This is a genomic window from Salinispora vitiensis, from assembly GCF_000378825.1.
In the GTDB taxonomy this organism is placed as follows: Bacteria; Actinomycetota; Actinomycetes; order Mycobacteriales; family Micromonosporaceae; genus Micromonospora; species Micromonospora vitiensis.
This window is the reverse complement of the sequence record NZ_KB900388.1, coordinates 125879-144369: the sequence shown is the minus strand read 5'-3', so window position 1 is coordinate 144369 and position 18491 is coordinate 125879. Positions and strand designations below refer to the sequence as shown.

The following is an 18491-nucleotide window of genomic DNA, read 5'->3' as shown; positions in this document are numbered from 1 at the left end:
GCAGGGAGCGCATGCGGGAGGTCCAGAACCGGGACCGCCTGCAGGACGCCCCGACCCGCCCGATGCGGGCGATGGACAACGGGCGCCGGGAGCAGATGTCCGCTCCGGACACGGAGACGAAAAACTCGTTCCTGACCACCGAGTTCTGGGTCTACGCCGGCGCGGTCGTCCTTGTGTTGATCTCCGCCTTCTGGCGTGGGTCGGGCACCAACGGCTTGAACATCAACGATCCAACGTTGGCGTGGTGGTTCCTCTCCGCCCTGACCGCCGCGTACCTGATCAGTAGGGGGTTGGCGAAGGCCGGCTCGGATCGGCGTCTCACCAATGAGCGGGGCTTGGCCCAGCGTTAGCCGATAATGACGCGAGGGTGCCCACCGGGATCTACGTCCCGGCGGGCACCCTCTCGCCTGGGTGACTCGCAGTCGGGGTTACTCGTCGAAGCCGAAGTCCCCGAAGTCCCCTTCCATCGCGTCCTCGATCATCTCACCGGCGATCATCCCGCCGGCCACGCCGAGCGCGGCACCGGCGATCATGCCGCCCATGCCCATCCCCCGCTGGCCGTGCTGCTGCGGGACGCCGAAGCCCTGCGCCCGCAGGCTGCCGTAGCGGGCCGTCGTCTCACGCAGCCACCCGTCCACCACCTGCATCCAGTCCACCCGGTCGGCGTCCTGGTGGGCGACCTGGTAGCGGCCGAAAACGTCCTGCCCGGAGGTGAAGAAGCCGCCGCGCTTGTCGCACTCCAGGATCACGTCGACACCGTGCGGGTTGGTGACGAACGTGAGCTCCACCTCGGTGATCGTCTGCGCGTACTGCGGGGAGGCGAAGAACTCGATCTCCTGGTAGAACGGCAGCGTCTGCTGCACCCCGTAGAGGGAACCGCGCTCCAGGTCGGCGTTCTTGAACCGGAAACCGAGCCGGGTGAACGCCTCCAGGATGCGCTCGTGCACCGGCAGCGGGTGCACGTTGACCTGGTCCAGGTCGCTCTTGTCCACGGCACGGGCGATCGCCAGCTCGGTCCGCAGCCCCATCGTCATGCCGTGCAGGCGCTGGCCGTACACGTCGGTGATCGGAGTCTCCCACGGCACCGGCAGCTGGAACGGGATCGACAGCTGCTGCTTGGGAGCCAGTTGCAGCGGCCCGGAGACCGGCATCCGCTGGAACTCCATGAGCCCCGCGTACTCAGTGTTGTGGCCCTCGATCTCGACCCGGGTGACCAGGCCGACGACGATCTGCTCGATGGCCGCCGTCGACTCCCCGCCGATCAGGTTGACCTGGCCGTCGAGGGCCAGGCCAGGCCGGGTGTTCGGGTTCGTGAGGACGGTGTCCACGCTGGGTCCGCCTACGCCTAACGCGCTCAACATTTTCTTGAAGACCATCGGAACTCCCGCTGGGTCTGGTGTCGCACTCTCCTGGAGCCGACGGTGACGGTGTGCACCGTACCGGACGCTGCTGAAAGGCTGTTGGAAGTTTCCCATCAGCGCCGGGTCGGTCGCCACCTCCACCGGACACTCCCATTGCTGTGGACGCTACCCGGACCCGGCAACCGCACCACCGGTCCGGCTCGCCGACGGGCTAGGCGAAATCGAACTCACCGTCGCGCACGCCCCCGACGAACGCCGCCCACTCCTCAGCCGTATAGATGATCGTGGCAGCCTCGGGGGCCTTGCTGTGCCGCACCGCCACCCGCCCCGACCCGTCCAGCAACGGCCCCGCCTCGACGCAGTTACCGCCGTGGTCCGGGCTCCTGGTGCTGATGTGCCAAGCAACGTCGGGCATGGTGTCGCTCATGACAGCTCCTCCGCAAGTGCAGAAATCAGCCTCGCCGACTCGCGCACGGTGAGTGCGGCCTCCCGGAGGCGATCGTACGCGCGGACATATCGCAGCGCCTTGCCCGACTCCATGAAGAGCCGTCCACCAAGCGTCTCGGCATGCGCGACATCGGTGTAGGGCGGAGGCATCTTGAAGAGCCAGAACGTGCCGTCCAAGCCCGCATGCAGACCGAGGGCTGTGGACAGGACCCGGATCTCGACCGTTGGCTTCCGCAGCGCCTGCACCAGGTGGTCGAGCTGGGCCGCCATGACCTGTCGGCTCATCACCGGACGCCGTAGGGCCGACTCCTCGACGATCACGGCGATTCGGGTGCCGGTGGGCTGTTCCAACAGGCGCTGCCGGTCCATCCGGAGCTCAACCCACTTCCGGATCTGCACCTCGCTGGTGGAGCTGGCCTCCGCGTTCCGGATCACCGCCTCGGCGTAGTCCCGGGTTTGCAGAAGGCCGGGTATGAGCAAGGAGGCGTAGGTGCACACCTGCTCCGCTTTCGACTCCAGCCAGGGAAAATCTATAAATGATGTGTCATAAATCGTCTGGTCGAAGTCGTTGTCCCAGCGGTCAACCCGCCAGGCGTCCTGCGCAAGCTGGATGATCCGGGTTCGTTCCCGCTCGTCGTAGACCCCATAGAGATCCAACAGTTCCACGACGAGATCTCGACGGAATGGCCACTCGGCTCGCTCGTACCGCGCCAGCGACGAGAAGTCCCGCTCAAGGAACTGGGCTACGTACTTGAGCGTCAGGCCACGTCGCTCGCGCAGCTCCCGCATCTGTTGGCCGAGCCACTGCGCCCGAAGCGTCCGCACGAAGGCTTCTTTCTTGACGGCCATGCTCACCTCTCCACGCATCCTGCCGAAATGGATCCGTTGGTGTCGTTGCACCAATGCCGAGGCCACTGGAAATGTGGCCTTCGGGTGAGGGTGATCACCGGCCCCCGGGGACGCCCGGTGCAAGCACGGCAACCGCGGCTGTGCCAACAGCCGAGAAGGTGACGAGAGACGGCCTGGCGTGTGGCAGACGCATACCGGCTCTCGTCGGGTCTCAACATGGAGCCGCGATTAGCGCGCATTCCGGCTCCGACCGACTTGACGAATACCTATCACGGAAAGGCGGGTCTCCGCGACCCTGCCTCGCCGCGAACTGACACCACCCACCGACAGCCCGGTGGCCGTACCGCCAAGGAGGGCTGCGGTCGTCGGGCGGGGCGGCCCTGCGCCGGAAATGTCCCCTCCGACCGGGGCCGCCCCTTCCAAACCAACGAAGGGAACCGATCAATGCGTCACGGCACTGTCTACGGCGGCACCGAGCAACTCCATCCCCGCCTCGTACGCGAACGGAACTTCGCCACGGTGGGCCTCGGCCGACGGGGCCTTGACCCCCAGGAGGTACGACACTTTCTGCACCGGGTCGCGCACGAGCTGGCCACGCTGCGACAGGAGGTGGTTCGGCTCCACGACGAGAACACCCGGATCAAACGGGCGCTGCGTGACTGGCAGAGCGCCCAGGCCCGACGACGCACGCCCTGACCGCCCCAGCCGGCCCTCCAATCCACGCTCGACAGACCTTACCTCTAGATCATCTTTGTGCCCCTGGTGTCGCGGTTCTTGCGAACGCCCGCGACCAGGGCCGCGCCAGTGAGGGTAAGCAGGAGTCCGACCGCGATCATGGTGGGAAGACTGGCGCCGGTCACTGGGAGGATGGGCTTTCGGAGTATGACTGTCGCTGGGTTGGAGGTTGAGACTGGACAATTGCCGTCACCGTCGTAGCGCGCCTGGATGCGGTGCTTACCAGGTGTCAGCCGGTTGACCGTGAGGCTTGCGGTGGCGGTGGGGCTGCCGGCCAGGGATTCGGTGCCCAGGATCTTCGTGCCGTCCAGGAAGGTCACGGCCCCCGTGGGGGCGCTGGCGGTGCAGGTCACGGTAGCGGTAAGAGTGACGGGTTGATCCGGTTCCGGATTCGGCGGGGACACCTGCAACGTCGTGGTTGAGTTCGAGGGAACGTTAGCCAGACTGTGGAAGCCGCCGCCGACGACGGCGGCGACCGTGGTATCGGTCGGCAAATGCACCGCTACAGGGGTACTGCTGCTGGTGGTAGTCCCATCACCCAACTGGCCCAAGGCGTTGGAACCCCAGGCCAGCACAGCACCGGTCGCGCTCAACGCCAGACTGTGGACGGATCCAGCGGCGACGGCGGTGATTGTGATGCCGCCGGGCACATCCACCGCAACAGGAGTGCTACTGCTGACGGTCGTCCCATCACCCAACTGGCCCGAGACGTTGAGGCCCCAGGCCAGCACGGTGCCGGCGGGGGCCAACGCCAGACTATGGCGGTTGCCGGCAGCAACGGCGGTGATCGTGATGCCGCCGGGCACATCCACCGCAACAGGAGTGCTGCTACTGACAGTCGTCCCATCACCCAACTGGCCTGAGTCGTTAAGGCCCCAGGCCAACACGGTGCCGGCGGAAGCCACCGCCAGACTATGGAAGCGGCCGCCGGCAACGGCGGTGATCGTGATACCGGTCGGCACATCCACCGCAACAGGGGTACTGCTACTGACGGTCGTCCCATCACCCAACTGACCGGAACCGTTGGCACCCCAGGCCAACACGGCACCGGCGGAGGTCAACGCCAGACTATGGAAGCCGCCGCCGGCAACGGCGGCGATCGTGATACCGGTCGGCACATCCACCGCAACAGGAGTGCTGCTACTGACAGTCGTCCCATCACCCAACTGTCCCAAGTCGTTGAATCCCCAGGCCAGCACGGTGCCGGCGGAGGTCAACGCCAGACTGTGAAAGTTGCCGGCGGCAACGGCGGTGATCGTGACGCCGGTCGGCAAATCCACCGCAACAGGGGTACTGCTACTGATGGTCGTCCCGTCGCCCAACTGACCGGAACCGTTGGCACCCCAGGCCAGCACGGTGCCGGCGGAGGTCAACGCCAGAGTGTGGAGGCCCCCGCCGGCAAGCGCGGTGATCGTGGTGCCGCCGGGCAAATCCACCGCAACGGGGGTGCTGCTGGTGGTGGTGGTCCCATCACCCAACTGGCCGGAACCGTTGTCGCCCCAGGCCAGGCCGATACCAGGAGGGCCCGCTGCCGCCGCCAACCCGCGCTGCGCAAGGACGCGCGCCGCACCGACCGAGGTTATGCCCAGCACGATCGCCAACATCAGCAGTACCGCGAACAGCCCTCGCAGACTCGCGGGCTGAACCCAGCTTCTTCTCGCGTCCGCAACCTTGCCGGTCCAAAAACTCGCCACTTAGCCCTACCCCAGCAACTTGTCGAAAGCTCACCCGCCGCAAGGTATAAGCGAACGAAGTAGGCATAGGTGACGAAGGACCCAGGCCGACGATGACCCAGAACGGCGACCAGCAGCCGGAAAAGCAGCTCGGGACAGCGCGGTTCGTCTCTGGCTGAGATCGTGGGACCGTTCGACCTGCATCTGCACTTACCAGAGAGGTGACGGCATGGCGTTCAAGCTAGCCCTTGGCCTAGCGTTGATCATTTTTGGGTTGGTGCTCAGACTGTTCTTCCCAGACACCGAGCTGCTCTGGTTCCGGGGTGAACCGCTCGGGCTGGCGCTCATCCTGGTGGGTGTGATCGACTTGTTCCAGGCTCTCCGCCCTCGCCGCAGGCCAAAGCCGAAGGGGATTCTTCGCGAGCTCGCCGACGATCTGGGCATCAGCTCCCGGGATCGTCAGCGCGAGGACCGACCGCACTGACGGGTCCAGGCTCAGCGCTGGCAGAAAGCACCGTCGGCGCGACATTCGACGGGACCCCGGACGGCAAGACCCGGGAAGCCCACCGACGCACCTGTCGACGGCCGCGCAACCGCACCACCATGACCGACGGACCCGCTGCTGGAGCAGTCGGGTTACGCGCTCACCCGGACCTTTCTGCGTTCGCCACGCCCATCGGATCGCGTGATCGGGATCAGTCAGGACGGTCCGCAGCGGCGGCTCGACGTTGCCGTTCCACAGCGCCTCACGCCGCCAACTGCGGGCCACGGTGCGGGCGATCACCTGCCGCATCACCAGCTGCCGGGGATGGTCCAGCCACACCACCAGATCGGTCTTGCCGGAGAGAATGTCGCCGAGTTTGGTGGTGCGGCAAATCGACTGACCTCGGCGACGAAGCTCGGACGCGGCACCCAATGCTCACCGTGGTGCAGTGCGTCGAGCTCCACCCGAGGGAGCTGCCATGCCTCGGCGAGCGAGGTCGCCAGGCTCGTCTTGCCCGCCCCGGAGGTGCCCGCGACCAGGACCCGGGTCGGCCGCCAGAGTAGCGGGTCACGCCAGCTCAGTAACGGCATGGCGGCATCCTACGGGTCCCGGCCAGGCCGCCCTCCGCCGTTGTCGGGCCGGGCCGGATTCCGCCCGGTCCCAGCGGGTCGCCTCCCCGGCTCATGGGCGCTGGTGGGGTGGCCGACGTCGGTGGGTGAGGCGGATGAGGATGACTCCGGTGACGATGAGCAGGCCGGCGGCACCCACGGCGCTAGACACGTTGGGGCCGGTGATGGGCAGGTCCGGGTCGGTGGGGATGTCGGGCTCGGTGGGGATGTCCGGGTCGGTGGGGGTGCCGACGGTGATGGTGGTGGCATCGGACCGGCTGCTGGGGCAGGTGTTGGTGCTGGTGTAGTGGGCGGTGAGGGTGTGGGTGCCGGGCGGGAACCCGGTGGTGTGGGTGGCGGTGTTGGTGCCGCCCAGCGGCACGGTGGCGAGGTCGGTGGCATTGCTGCGGAAGGTGACGCTGCCGGTGGGGGTGTCGGTGGTGCAGGTGACGGTGGCGGTGAGGGTGACGTCCTGATCGGCCGTCGGGTTTCGGGGCGAAACCCGCAGGGCTGTGGTGGACGCTGATCGCGCTTCGACCAGGGCCAGGCTGTGGCCGCTGCCGGTGGCGATGGCGGTGATCGTGGTTGCCGTGGGCAGGCTGGCCGCGACGGGCGTCCGGCGAACGGTGGTGGTCCCGTCACCCAACTGGCCGAGGACATTGCTGCCCCAGCCGAGGACGGCACCGACCGAGGTGATCGCCAGGCCGAAGAGATTACCGGCGGCGACAGCGGTGATCGAGACATCGGCGGGCAGGCTCACGGAGCCTGGCGTGTTCCTTTCTCTGGTGGTCCCGTCACCCAACTGGCCCCAGGAGTTGCTGCCCCAGGCGAGCACGGTGCCGACCGAGGTCAACGCCAGACTGTGGTTGAGCCCACCGGCGATGGCGGTGACCGTGGTCCCCGGCGGCAGGCGGACGGGAACGGAAGCGTTGCGATTCACATTGCTTCCGTCGCCCAACTGGCCGACGAAATTGTTGCCCCAGGCACGGGCGGCGCCAGCCGACGTCACCGCCAGGCTGTGCGAGCGACCGCCGGCGACAGCGGTAACCACCGTGCCGGGCGGCAACCCCACCGCCACCGGCCTACTGCGGTTCGTCGTGGTCCCGTCACCCAACTGACCGGAGGAATTGTCACCCCAGGCGAAGACGGTGCCGGCCGACGTCAACGCCAGACTGTGCATGCCACCGCCGGCGACAGCGGTGATCACTGTGCCGGGCGGGAAACTCACCGCCACCGGCGTACTGCGGTTCGTCGTGGTCCCGTCACCCAACTGACTGGAGGAATTGTTACCCCAGGCAAGGACGGTGCCGGCCGACGTCAACGCCAGACTGTGGGTGAAGCCGACGGCGACGGCGGTGACCGTGGTGCCCGGCGGCAGGGAAACGTCGACGGGAGTGCTGCGATCGGTGGTGCTCCCGTCACCCAACTGACCAACGCGGTTTCTGCCCCACGCGAGAACAGCGCCGGCCGAGGTCAACGCCAGACTGTGCGCATCACCGGCGGCGACAGCGGCCAGCTCAGCGCCCGTTGGCAGGCCCACGGGGATGGGTGTGGTGCGGTAGTTGTTGGTGGTCCCGTCGCCCAACTGGCCGTAGTAGTTGTCGCCCCAGGCGAGGCCGGCATCCGACGCGACAGCGGTCGGCGACGACGCCTGCGGCGCGACCGAGGCGCGCTGCGCGACCGCGACCGACGTACGGTGCGTGGTCGTGGGCGACCCGCCCGCCGCCGGGGTGGCTGTCACGGCCACCAGGAGGGCGAAGCAACCCCCGGCGGTCCTTCCTCGCCAGCGCGTACGGGCACCGCAGCCTGCCTGCTGGCGGGATCTTCGCACCGCCCAACACCTCCGAGCACACCACGTCCGCAAATAGGGCTAAAGTCATCTTTACCGCCCTATTGCTGGAAAGGCGAGGCGAAACGCCTCGAAGGCGTCAGAGGCGTACCAGAACCTTCTCATCGACCACGTCGAAGGCGGTGTTCATCCCCGCCTCGGCCGTGATCTCCGCCAGGTAGTCGCGGATCGCGCGCCCGTCGGGAGTGTCCACCCGGTACGGCACCGGCTCGTCCTTCTCATTGATCAGCACGGGTACAACCTCAACCCACCTGATGCTGCCGTCGGCGATGTGGAACCGGGCGATCGCCGACTTCCGCCCCTCGGCCCTCAGATCCCGGCCGGGGGCGCGCGACTGGTGGAACCTCTGGGCTGTTTCGAACCATTCCCGGTTGAACGAACGCCACCAGCGCTCGTTGAGGTCGAGGGCGAAGTTGCCGAGGCTGTAGAAAATGACTTTGCCCTGGTAGACCTCGACCGGCTTCAGGATGTGCGGGTGGTGCCCGATCACGGCGTCCGCGCCGGCCTCGATCGCGGCATGGGCCACCACCGGCTGATAGTCCGCGAGCCGCGAGCGCTGAAAGTGCAGGCCCCAGTGGAGCGACACAAACAGCACATCCACCTGCTCCCGCAACCGGGAGATGTCCGCGATAAGGGCGGCCAGATCGGCGTCGTTGGTGTGGGTGGAGATCAGGGGCGGCCCGCCGGGCTGGTCGGGCTCGAACGCCTCGTAGTGCGTCATCGCCCGCATCGGCGCCACCCCGTGCTTGTGCCGCCCGGCGTAGTAACCCTCCGGCGCGACGGAACAGTAGGCCAGGAACCCGACTCGGGTGCCGTCACGCTCGATGATCCCCGGCCGACGGGCCTCTTCGATGTCCGCCCCCGCACCCACCACCGTGATGCCGTCGCGCCGAAACCGTCCGATGCAGTCGAGCAGGGCGTCGGCACCCCAGTCGCCGGTGTGGTTACTCGCCATCGAGATGACATCGAACCCCGCGTGCGGGATCGCGGCGTAGTTCGCCACGTCGTGTGGGACGGCGCCGCGCGGCCCGGAGGAGCCCCGGGAACCCTCTTCGGAGTACGCGGTCTCCAGCTGGCCGAAGGTGATGTCGGCCCCGACCAACTGGTCCCGCACGTGCCGAAAGATGTCGTGCGGACGGTCCCGCACGATGAGCAGGTCCCCAACGGCGGCGACGACGAGCCCCTCAGCATCACCCACAGAATCGAAGCTAGCACCGTCGGTAACCGGTCACCGGTTGCTCGTCACGATCACACCCGGCCACGCGCGCTGCCCCGATCCCGCCCCAGCGCCGCGCTGCCCGGACTAGCCTCGGGACGGAGGCCGGGGGCGACTCCCGCGGAGGTGATACCGACATGGCCGCAGCCAACGACGCGCCGGCGCTCGTCGGGGTCGGCTCGGAACGGGACCTGCCGCTAGTCGAGCTCGCCGCGCGGGAAGCGGCCGCGTTCGGGCACCCCCTCCATCTGATCCACACCTTCGACTGGGGGGTAGCTTTCGCGGCGGAGTCGGTCGCCGGCACGCACGACGAGGCCGCGGACCTCCTCAATCGTGCCGTCGAGGTCGCCCGGGAGGTCGAGGAGACGCTGCCGGTAGGTCACGAGATCGCCGAAGGCTCGCGGGTGCAGCCGCTGATCCGCGGGTCGGAAACCGCCTTCCTGGTCGCCGTCGGCGACAGCGGCATGAGTACCCGACAGCCCGGCTGCACTCTCCCCGCCGACACGCCGGCGGTGCAGCTCGTCACCCAGGCCGGCTGCCCAGTGCTGGTGGCCCGCCGCGAACCGCCGACAAAGGGGCCGGTGCTGGTCGGAGTGGACGGCTCGGTCGGCTCCCGGCAGGCCCTGAAGTGGGCGTTTGACTGCGCCGTCCGTCGGACCGGCCGCCTGGTCGCCGTCCGGGTGGTGGAGCGCGGCTACGACGACGCACCGGCGATCCTCGCCGACACGGTGGCGGAGATCGGCAGTTCGGAGCCGGGAGTGCCGGTGGAGTGCCACACCATCCGGGGTGCTCCGGGCGATGTCCTGGTGGAGCAGTCCCGGTCCGCACAGCTGGTGGTGGTGGCCGCGCGCGGCCAACAGCCCGGCCGCGGAATGATCGGCTCAACCTGTCAGGCCCTGCTCTACCACTCGCCCACGCCCACGGTTGTGGTGCGGGGACTCCCCCCGGCAGAGAGTCCGTGAGACCCGGGACCAACGCCTCTTAACCCGACGGTAGCCGTCGGCGAGGCTAACCACAACGCCCCGGATGCGCCATACCCGACCGAGAGGCTCAGGCGAACATGAACATCGCAACCACCCAGCACAGCCCGCTGACCGAAGACGAACTACGCCGACTAGACGCGTATTGGCGGGCGGCGAACTACCTCACGGTCGGGCAGATCTACCTCCGGAGCAACCCGCTGCTGCGTGAGCCGCTCACCGTGGAACACATCAAGCCGCGGCTCCTCGGGCACTGGGGCACCAGCCCCGGCCTGAACCTGCTCTACGCGCACCTCAACCGGGTCATCGTCGCCCGTGACCTGGACGCCATCTACATCACCGGTCCCGGCCACGGCGGTCCCGCCCTAGTGGCGAACACCTGGCTGGAGGGCACCTGGAGCGAGCTCTACCACGGCACCTGCCAGGACGAGGCCGGCATGGCCCAGCTCTTCTGCCAGTTCTCCTTCCCCGGCGGCATTCCCAGCCACGTGGCCGCGGAGGTGCCGGGATCGATTCACGAGGGAGGTGAGCTCGGGTACGCGCTCAGCCACGCCTACGGTGCCGCGTTCGACAACCCGGACCTGCTGGTCGCGTGTGTGATCGGCGACGGTGAGGCGGAGACCGGGCCGCTGGCCGGTAGCTGGCTGTCGAACGTGTTCCTGAACCCGGCCCGCGACGGCGCGGTGCTGCCCATCCTGCACCTCAACGGTTACAAGATCGCTAACCCGACGGTGTTGGACCGGCTCCCCGAGTCCGACCTGCTCAATCTGATGCGCGGGTACGGTCACGAGCCGTACCTGGTGGCCGGGGACGATCCGGCCACGGTGCACCAGGCGCTCGCCGCGACCATGGACCGGGCCCTGGACGAGATCGCCGCCATCCAACAGCGGGCCCGCTCCGGTGGCCAGGTCGAGCGCCCGCGCTGGCCGATGATCGTGCTCCGTACGCCGAAGGGCTGGACCGGCCCGGCCGAGGTCGACGACAACCGGGTGGAGGGCACCCACCGCGCGCACCAGGTGCCGCTGCCACAGGTGCGCGAGAACCCGCAGCACCTGGCCGAGTTGGAGCGCTGGCTTCGCAGCTACCGCCCGGAGGAGCTCTTCGACGCGACCGGGGCACCGGTGACCGAGCTGTTGGACCTGCCCCCGAAGGGCGACCGCCGGATGAGCGCCAACCCGGTTGCCAACGGCGGGCAGGTGCTGCGTGATCTGGTCCTGCCCGACTTCCGCGACTACGCGGTTGACGTGCCACGCCCCGGTACGGCGGTCACCAGCGCCACCGGCACGCTCGGCAGCTGGATCCGGGATGTCATCTCCGCGAACCCGGAGACGTTCCGGCTCTTCGGCCCGGACGAGGTCGCCTCCAACCGGCTCGGCGCCGCCTTCGAGGTCACCGACCGGGCCTGGGTGGCGGCCACCGTCCCCGGGGACGAGAATCTCTCCCCCGACGGCCGGGTCATGGAGGTGCTCTCCGAGCACCTCTGCCAAGGCTGGCTGGAGGGGTACCTGCTGACCGGCCGGCACGGCCTCTTCACCAGCTACGAGGCGTTCATCCACATCGTTGACTCGATGGTCAACCAGCACGCCAAGTGGCTGAAGGTGACCCGGGGCATCCCCTGGCGGCCGCCGGTGGCCTCGCTGAACTACCTGCTCTCCAGCCACGTCTGGCGGCAGGACCACAACGGCTTCTCGCACCAGGACCCGGGCTTCATCGACCACGTGGTGAACAAGAAGGCCGAGGTGGTCCGGGTCTACCTGCCACCGGACGGGAACACCCTGCTCTCCACGATGAGCCACTGCCTGCGTAGCCGGCACTACATCAACGTGGTGGTCGCGGGGAAGCAACCCACACCGAGCTGGCTGTCGATGGACGAGGCGGTCCTGCACTGCCGCCGCGGGATCGGCATCTGGGACTGGGCCAGCAACGACGGCGGTTCGGAACCGGACGTGGTGCTCGCCTGCGCCGGGGACGTCCCGACGCTGGAAACCCTCGCGGCGGTCGACCTGCTGTACCAGCACCTGCCCGAGCTGAAGGTCCGGGTGGTCAACGTGGTTGACCTGATGCGGCTGCAACCGTCGAGCGAACACCCGCACGGGCTGCCGGACTCGGAGTTCGACACCATCTTCACCACCGACAAGCCGATCATCTTCGCCTACCACGGCTACCCGTGGCTCATCCACCGCCTGACCTACCGGCGGAGCAACCACTCCAACCTGCATGTTCGCGGCTACAAGGAGGAGGGCACCACCACCACTCCGTTCGACATGGTGATGCTCAACGACCTGGACCGGTTCCACCTGGTCATCGACGTGATCGACCGGGTACCCGGGCTCGGCGCGCGGGCGGCGCACCTGCGGCAGGAGATGGTGGACGCCCGCCAGTCGTGCCGGGACTACACCCGCAAGCACGGCGCCGACGACCCGCGGGTGGCGCAGTGGCGGTGGGCCCGCGAGACGAACGCCGGTCTGGACGACTAGCAGTGAACGGAGCCGAGATCCTGGTCGGCTACGACGGCTCGCCGGACGCGGTCCGGGCCCAGGAGTGGGCCCGGGCCGAGGCCGCCCGGAGTGGGCGGTCGGTGCACCTCGCGTACGTCTTCGAGTGGCTCACCATGGCCGGGTGGACCGGCCCGGGTGGGGGGCCCAGCATCTGGCCCGACGACACCGCTCGGCGGCAGGCGGAGGAGCTGGTCCGGCAGGCCGCCGCGGACGCGACCAGCCCGGAGCTGACCGTTACCGGTGCGCTGTACGAGGGGCCGCCCGCGCTGGTGCTCCAGGACCTCTCGGCGCGGGCTGGCCTGCTGGTACTCGGTACGCGCGGACTTGGCGGCTTCGCCGGCCTGCTGGTGGGCTCGACGGCGGGATCGGTGGCCGCGCACGCCCACTGCCCGGTGGTGGTGGTCCGGGGCGACGCCGACCGCCGGGGGCGGACCGGCCACGTCGCGGCCGGGGTGGACGGCTCGGAGCAGTCGCTGCTCGCCCTGGGCTTCGCCGTCGAGCAGGCCGCCGCCCGAAAGGTGCCGCTGCACGTGCTGCGCGCCTGGCATTCGCCGCCGGGTCAACGTCCACCACCCGCCCCGGACGCCGAAGCGGATACGCGGGCGACCCGCTCCGAGTTGGAGGAGTCACTGGCCCGCTGGCGGCGAGCGTTTCCGGATCTCCAGATCACGGTGGAGGTGGCCGAGGGTAACCCGACTGAGCTGCTCGTGACGGCCAGCCGCAACGCCCAGCTGGTCGTGGTCGGCAGCCGAGGCCGCGGTGGCCTGGCCGGGATGCTGCTCGGCTCGGTCAGCCAGCAGCTGCTGCACCACGCGCACTGCCCGGTCGCCGTGGTCCGCGAACGCTGAGGCTGGTCACCGCCGGCGGGGGCTGGTCACCGTCGGCGGAGGCTGGTCACCGCCCGGGCGGGGGCTGTTCACCGTCGTAGGGTGCCCGGGCCGAGTAGGGCGCGCAACGCGTTGAGGATCACCAGCACGTCGATGCCCTCCTGAAGGAAGGCACCGGCCACCGGCGGCACCCGTCCGAGGGCGGCGGCGAACATGGCCAGCACGGCGAGCCCCATGCCCACCGTGGCGCTCTGCACGGCGATGCGGCGCGCGTACCGGGCTATCTCCACCGCGTCGGCCAGGCGCTCCAGCCGGTCCACGGTGAGCACCGCGTCGGCGACATCCGCCGACGCGGTGGCCCCGGTGGCGCCCATCGCCACGCCGACATCCGCGGTGGCCAGGGCGGGAGCGTCGTTCACCCCGTCCCCCACCATCACCGTGACCGCCCGGTCCACCTCGGCGCGGACCCGGTCCGCCTTCTCGGCCGGTGCGCAGCGGGCGAGGACGTCGTCCACCCCGACCTCCCGGGCAACCCGGTGGGCGGTGGCCGGCCGGTCACCGGTGACCATGACGATCCGGCGCAGCCCCGCCTTCCGCAGCCGGCCGACCGTCCGCGACGCGTCGGACCGGACCGGGTCCGCCAGCAGGATCACGCCGAGCGGCTCGTCGCCCGCACCGACCCAGACCAGCGAGTGCCCGGCCTCCTCGGCGCGGTCCCGGGCCGAGGAGGCCCACTGTGGCGGCGTGTTGTCGAGCTGCCCCACCCACAGGTCACGGCCCGCCACCCGCCCGCGTACGCCCCGGCCCGGCTCCTCGGTGACCCCCTCCGGCTCGGCGAGGCCGAGCTCCCGCTCCCGCGCCCCCTCCACCAGGGCGCTCGCCAACACATGTGGGGAGAGCTGCTCCACGGAGGCGGCGAGGCGCAGCACCTCGTCGGACGTGGTCCCCGGCCCCGGCACCGTCTCGGCCACCTGGGGCCGGCCGGCGGTCAGGGTTCCGGTCTTGTCCACCAGCAGGGTGCGGGCCCGGCCGAGCAGTTCGAGCGAGCCGCCGTCCCGGACCAGGACCCCGTGCCGGGCCGAACGGGACAGCCCGGAGACGATGGCGATCGGGGTGGCCAGCAGCAGTGGGCAGGGCGTGGCCACCACCAGGACCGCCACCGCCCGGACCAGGTCGCCGGAGACCAGCCAGCCCAGCCCGGCGAGCAGCAGGGTGAACGGAACGAAGGCGACGGCGTACCGGTCGGCCAACCGGACCGTCGGCGCCTTCTGCGCGGTCGCCTCCCGGGCCAGCCGCACGATCCCGGCGTACGTGCTGGAAGCCGCGTCCGCGGTCGCCCGCAGCCCGAAGGCCGCACCGGCGTTCACCACGCCGCTGCCCACCCGATCCCCCGAGGCACGCTGGACCAGCCGCGACTCTCCCGTCACCACCGACTCGTCGATCGTGGCCGCCGCCGTTAGCTGCCCGTCGACCGGTACCACGTCGCCGGGCCCGACCAGCAGATTGTCGCCGGCGACAACCTGGTCCGCCGGGACCACCTCGATCGTCCCGTCCGGGGCGCGTCGGCGCGCGGTACGCGGGGCGTGCGCGAGCAGTGCACGGAGGTCGCGGGTCGCCCGCCCCTGGGCGTACGCCTCCAGCGTCCGGCCGGTGGCCACCATCACCGCGATCACCGCCCCGGCCAGGTACTCCGCCACGACGAGCGCGCCCGCCAGCGCGAGGACGGCGATCACGTCGACGCCGTACCGCCGGTGCCAGAGCTCGCGCAGCATCGACCCGGCGGCCGGCACCAGCGCGGCCACCGTGGCGGCGGCCCAGAGCAGGTCAGCGAGGCCGGACCGGTCGGCGAGCCACGCCACCACGCCAGCCAACACCAGCGCGGTCAGCCCGCCCAGCGGCACCCAGAGCAGCCGGCCGCCCGGCCCGGACCGCGCCGGTTGCTCGGGCACGCACTCCGGCTCCGCCGCCATCCCCGAAATCGTCCCAGCGGGTCGGCCGGGGTGGGCGGCGGATCGCCGAGGTGGGCGGTACATCACCCGGGTCAAATGGTCTGGCGGCGACGGGACCTGCGCCCCGTGCGCTCGGCGGGCGAATGTCACAGGATGGATCGACAACCGCACCCGGGTGCCCGCCGGGTGCGGCACGATGTGTTTCGAGGGAAGGGTCGAGAGCATGAGCCAGACGGACCACGCGCTGACCACCGCGCTCGCGCAGGCCGCCGCTACCGCCGGCCGCGCCCCCTCGGTGCACAACACCCAACCGTGGCGATGGCGGGTCCTGCCCGACGCGCTGGAGCTGCGGGTGGTCCGGGACCGGCAGCTCACCGCCACCGACCCGGAGGGGCGGCTGCTCGTCCTGAGCTGCGGTGCGGCGCTGCACCACGCCCGGGTCGCGTTGGCCGCCGAGGGGTGGCAGGCGGTGGTGGAGCGAATCCCCGACCCGGATGCGGTGGAGCGGACCCCCGACCCGGATGACCCGGACCTGCTGGCCCGGCTCACCGGCCTGAACCGGGTGGGGACGGACCCCGAGGCGATGCACCTGGTGCAGTGCATGCGAATCCGGCACACCGATCGCCGGCCGGTTGGTGACGAACCGATCACCGACTCGGCCCTCACCGAGATCACCGAGGCGGCCACCGCCGAAGGGGTCCGGCTCCAGCAACTCGACCGGGACCAGGTGTTGCAGCTGGCGACCGCCGCGTCCCAGGCCGACACCGTGGAGTCGGAGGACCCCCGGCTACGCGCGGAGCTGGCGTACTGGACCAGCCGGGCCGACGATGTCGGTCTGCCGGCGGCGGTGTTGCCGGAGTCGCCCCCACAGACCACCGTGCCCGGCCGGGACTTCGGCCGAGCCGGCACGCTGCCGGTGGGGCCCGGTCATGACCAGGCGGCCGCGTACGCGCTGCTCCACGGCGACGAGGACGAGCCCAGCACCTGGTTGCGGGCCGGTGAGGCGCTGTCGGCGAGTTGGCTCACGGCGACCCGGCTCGGCGTCTCGGTGGTGCCGTTGAGCGGGGTGATCGAAGTTCCGGGCACCCGGGCGGAGCTGCGCGGGGTACTGGCCGGCATGGGACACCCGTATCTCGTGCTGCGCCTGGGCCGCGCGGACCCGACGCACGCCGGCCCGCCGCACACGCCGCGGCTCGCGATGGAGCAGGTGGTGGACACCACAGCTGTCCGCGGAACCTGACGGGCGTGTAACGCCGCTGGTCGTCGGCGCTAGCATCGGCCGGTGACACCCAGTCCCGAACACGAACCGCACGCCACCCCTTCGCTCGGGTTGACCCCGCTGTCCCGGGTCGACCTGGACGAGCTGCTGCAGGAGATGCTGGAGCGGGTCAGCCAGGTGGTCACCAGTCGGGAACGGCTGCGGGCCCTGCTCGACGCGGTGGTCGGCATCAGCACCGACCTGGACCTGCGCAGCACGCTGCAACGCATCGTCGAGTCGGCCGCCGAGCTGGCCGGGGCCCGCTACGGCGCGCTCGGCGTCCTCGGCCGGGACCGGACGCTGCACGACTTCGTCACCCACGGGGTGACCGACGAGCAGCGCGCCAAGATCGGTGAGCTGCCGCACGGCCGAGGTGTCCTCGGCCTGCTGATCGACGATCCGCGCCCGGTGCGGATGCCCGACATCACCCAGCACCCCGCCTCCTACGGTTTCCCGCCGCACCATCCGCCGATGCACAGCTTCCTCGGGGTCCCGGTGCGGATCCGGGACCAGATCTTCGGCAACCTCTACCTGGCCGAGAAGCGAGACGCGGCCGAGTTCACCGAGGACGACGAGGAGATCGTGGTGGCGCTGGCCGCGGCGGCCGGGGTCGCGATCGAGAACGCCCGCCTCTACGAGCTGGAGCACCGGCGGGAACGGTGGCTGGCCGCCGCCGCCGAGATCACCACGCTCCTGCTCGGCGAGGTCCGCCGTACCGACGCGCTGTCGCTGGTGGCGCGGCGTGCCCGGGAGGTCGCCGAGGCGGAGCTGGCGCTGGTGTTGCTCTACGACCCCGGCGTGGACACCTTCACCGTTGACGTGGTTGACGGCGCGGGTGAGCAGGCCGCTGCCCTGGTCGGCACCGTCCTGCCCGCCGCCGACACCAGCTTCGGCGCCGCCGTCACCCACGGCCAGCACGACCGGGTGGCGGACCTCGCCCACGCCGCGCCCTGGCCGGCGCTGCTGGACACCGGGCCGGCGGTGCTCTCCCCGCTGGCGACCGCGGACACCCTGCACGGCGTGCTGGTGGTGGCGTACGGCGCTGACCACGATGAGACCAGCGACGACGATCTGGCGCTACTCGGCAGCTTCGCCGCGCAGGCCGCGCTGGCCATGGAGCGGGCCCGGGGCCAGGAGGAGCGGGAGCTGCTGGTGGTCCTGGAGGACCGCGAGCGGATCGCCCGGGACCTGCACGACGTGGTGATTCAGCGGTTGTTCGCCACCGGTCTGCAGTTGCAGAGCGCGGTGCCGATGAGCACCCGCCCCGAACTCGCCAACCGGATCAACGCGGCGGTGGACGACCTGGACGCCACGATCAAGGACATCCGTCGCACCATTTTCGAGCTGCGCACGCCGATGACCGCGCAGCTACGCTCGGAGATCCGGGAGGCGGTCGAGGACGCCGCCGAGTCGCTGGGTTTCCGACCCGCGTTGGAGTTGGCGGGCCCGATCGACAGCGCCGTCTCGGACGAGCTGCGTCCCGACCTGACGGCCGTGCTGCGGGAGGCGTTGTCGAACACGGTGCGCCACGCGCGGGCCCAGCGGGTCGCGGTCACCGTCCGGGTGGCGGCCGGTCAGGTTTCGGTGACCGTCACCGACGACGGGGTCGGCTGCGATCCGGCCGCCGCCCGGGGCGGGCTGGTCAACCTACGTGAACGTGCCGAGCGCCACGGCGGGGTGTTCGAGGTACGACCGGAGCACCCGCACGGCACCCGGCTGCACTGGTCTGTGCCGCTGGACAGCTGAGCCGCCAGCGG

At 70.2% G+C, this 18491-nt stretch carries 16 protein-coding genes; 8 read left to right on the top strand and 8 right to left on the bottom strand.

All coding sequences use genetic code 11. The features are described 5' to 3' along the window. Positions 1-11: 11 nt before the first annotated feature. A complete protein-coding gene (locus SALPAC2_RS0100685) occupies positions 12-350 on the top strand; it encodes a hypothetical protein (protein ID WP_018214709.1) in 339 nt (112 codons plus the stop codon). 78 nt (positions 351-428) lie between these two features. Here the strand turns inward: SALPAC2_RS0100685 and SALPAC2_RS0100680 are convergent, their stop codons facing one another. The 3 genes from SALPAC2_RS0100680 to SALPAC2_RS0100670 all read right to left on the bottom strand — a co-directional run bounded on the left by SALPAC2_RS0100680 (position 429) and on the right by SALPAC2_RS0100670 (position 2657). Beyond that, complete coding sequence (locus SALPAC2_RS0100680) at positions 429-1502, bottom strand: sporulation protein (protein WP_188115866.1); 1074 nt, start codon at positions 1500-1502, stop codon at positions 429-431. A 70-nt stretch (positions 1503-1572) separates the two neighbouring features. Next, positions 1573-1788, bottom strand: coding sequence for a DUF397 domain-containing protein (locus SALPAC2_RS0100675; protein WP_018214707.1), 216 nt, complete (start codon positions 1786-1788; stop codon positions 1573-1575). Then, the gene (locus tag SALPAC2_RS0100670; RefSeq protein ID WP_018214706.1) at positions 1785-2657 is read right to left on the bottom strand and encodes a helix-turn-helix domain-containing protein; all 873 of its coding nucleotides are present in this window, start codon (positions 2655-2657) and stop codon (positions 1785-1787) included. The genes SALPAC2_RS0100675 and SALPAC2_RS0100670 overlap by 4 nt, the downstream gene beginning before the upstream one ends. Positions 2658-3101: 444 nt before the next feature. Between SALPAC2_RS0100670 and SALPAC2_RS0100665 the strand changes: the two genes are divergently transcribed. Then, entirely contained in the window at positions 3102-3353 is a 252-nt protein-coding gene (locus tag SALPAC2_RS0100665; RefSeq protein ID WP_018214705.1) for a DivIVA domain-containing protein, read from the top strand. A 44-nt stretch (positions 3354-3397) separates the two neighbouring features. On the opposite strand, the gene SALPAC2_RS0100660 is transcribed toward SALPAC2_RS0100665, so the two are convergent. Beyond that, positions 3398-5086: an RCC1 domain-containing protein gene (locus tag SALPAC2_RS0100660; protein ID WP_026184264.1), complete on the bottom strand. Its 1689-nt coding sequence runs from the start codon at positions 5084-5086 to the stop codon at positions 3398-3400. A gap of 208 nt (positions 5087-5294) precedes the next feature. Between SALPAC2_RS0100660 and SALPAC2_RS0100655 the strand changes: the two genes are divergently transcribed. Continuing rightward, positions 5295-5549 (top strand): hypothetical protein, encoded by a 255-nt coding sequence (locus SALPAC2_RS0100655; protein WP_018214703.1) that lies wholly within the window; start codon positions 5295-5297, stop codon positions 5547-5549. A 308-nt stretch (positions 5550-5857) separates the two neighbouring features. On the opposite strand, the gene SALPAC2_RS27655 is transcribed toward SALPAC2_RS0100655, so the two are convergent. From SALPAC2_RS27655 to SALPAC2_RS0100640, 3 genes are all read right to left on the bottom strand, one after another. After that, positions 5858-6139 carry a nucleoside/nucleotide kinase family protein gene (locus SALPAC2_RS27655; protein ID WP_223874055.1) on the bottom strand — a complete coding sequence of 94 codons (282 nt, stop codon included), beginning with the start codon at positions 6137-6139 and terminating at the stop codon, positions 5858-5860. 91 nt (positions 6140-6230) lie between these two features. Next, complete coding sequence (locus SALPAC2_RS0100645; RefSeq protein WP_026184263.1) at positions 6231-7907, bottom strand: RCC1 domain-containing protein; 1677 nt, start codon at positions 7905-7907, stop codon at positions 6231-6233. A 178-nt stretch (positions 7908-8085) separates the two neighbouring features. Then, the gene (locus SALPAC2_RS0100640; RefSeq protein WP_018214701.1) at positions 8086-9204 is read right to left on the bottom strand and encodes a CapA family protein; all 1119 of its coding nucleotides are present in this window, start codon (positions 9202-9204) and stop codon (positions 8086-8088) included. Positions 9205-9359: 155 nt separating this feature from the next. Between SALPAC2_RS0100640 and SALPAC2_RS0100635 the strand changes: the two genes are divergently transcribed. The 3 genes from SALPAC2_RS0100635 (at position 9360) to SALPAC2_RS0100625 (ending at position 13548) form a co-directional block, all read left to right on the top strand. Beyond that, positions 9360-10184 carry a universal stress protein gene (locus SALPAC2_RS0100635; protein ID WP_018214700.1) on the top strand — a complete coding sequence of 275 codons (825 nt, stop codon included), beginning with the start codon at positions 9360-9362 and terminating at the stop codon, positions 10182-10184. 98 nt (positions 10185-10282) lie between these two features. Beyond that, positions 10283-12679: a phosphoketolase family protein gene (locus SALPAC2_RS0100630; RefSeq protein WP_018214699.1), complete on the top strand. Its 2397-nt coding sequence runs from the start codon at positions 10283-10285 to the stop codon at positions 12677-12679. Between the two features lie 2 nt (positions 12680-12681). Then, on the top strand, positions 12682-13548 hold the full coding sequence (locus SALPAC2_RS0100625) for a universal stress protein (protein WP_018214698.1): 867 nt from the start codon (positions 12682-12684) through the stop codon (positions 13546-13548). A gap of 68 nt (positions 13549-13616) precedes the next feature. Here SALPAC2_RS0100625 and SALPAC2_RS0100620 read toward each other — a convergent pair whose 3' ends face one another. Next, entirely contained in the window at positions 13617-15497 is a 1881-nt protein-coding gene (locus SALPAC2_RS0100620) for a heavy metal translocating P-type ATPase (RefSeq protein WP_018214697.1), read from the bottom strand. A gap of 202 nt (positions 15498-15699) precedes the next feature. Here SALPAC2_RS0100620 and SALPAC2_RS0100615 point away from each other — a divergent pair, with 202 nt between their 5' ends. Together SALPAC2_RS0100615 and SALPAC2_RS0100610 are read left to right on the top strand one after the other, a co-directional pair. Then, on the top strand, positions 15700-16716 hold the full coding sequence (locus SALPAC2_RS0100615; protein WP_018214696.1) for an Acg family FMN-binding oxidoreductase: 1017 nt from the start codon (positions 15700-15702) through the stop codon (positions 16714-16716). A 42-nt stretch (positions 16717-16758) separates the two neighbouring features. Beyond that, positions 16759-18480, top strand: a complete 1722-nt coding sequence (locus SALPAC2_RS0100610) for a sensor histidine kinase (RefSeq protein WP_018214695.1) — start codon at positions 16759-16761, stop codon at positions 18478-18480. Positions 18481-18491 lie beyond the last annotated feature (11 nt).

Bases quoted from the DNA above. Each gene is read 5' to 3' on its own strand.
- SALPAC2_RS0100685 (WP_018214709.1), top strand. From the start codon at position 12: ATGCGGGAGGTCCAGAACCGGGACCGCCTGCAGGACGCCCCGACCCGC.
- SALPAC2_RS0100675 (WP_018214707.1), bottom strand. From the start codon at position 1,788: ATGAGCGACACCATGCCCGACGTTGCTTGGCACATCAGCACCAGGAGC.
- SALPAC2_RS0100670 (WP_018214706.1), bottom strand. From the start codon at position 2,657: ATGGCCGTCAAGAAAGAAGCCTTCGTGCGGACGCTTCGGGCGCAGTGG.
- SALPAC2_RS0100665 (WP_018214705.1), top strand. From the start codon at position 3,102: ATGCGTCACGGCACTGTCTACGGCGGCACCGAGCAACTCCATCCCCGC.
- SALPAC2_RS0100655 (WP_018214703.1), top strand. From the start codon at position 5,295: ATGGCGTTCAAGCTAGCCCTTGGCCTAGCGTTGATCATTTTTGGGTTG.
- SALPAC2_RS27655 (WP_223874055.1), bottom strand. From the start codon at position 6,139: ATGCCGTTACTGAGCTGGCGTGACCCGCTACTCTGGCGGCCGACCCGG.
- SALPAC2_RS0100635 (WP_018214700.1), top strand. From the start codon at position 9,360: ATGGCCGCAGCCAACGACGCGCCGGCGCTCGTCGGGGTCGGCTCGGAA.
- SALPAC2_RS0100630 (WP_018214699.1), top strand. From the start codon at position 10,283: ATGAACATCGCAACCACCCAGCACAGCCCGCTGACCGAAGACGAACTA.
- SALPAC2_RS0100620 (WP_018214697.1), bottom strand. From the start codon at position 15,497: ATGGCGGCGGAGCCGGAGTGCGTGCCCGAGCAACCGGCGCGGTCCGGG.
- SALPAC2_RS0100615 (WP_018214696.1), top strand. From the start codon at position 15,700: ATGAGCCAGACGGACCACGCGCTGACCACCGCGCTCGCGCAGGCCGCC.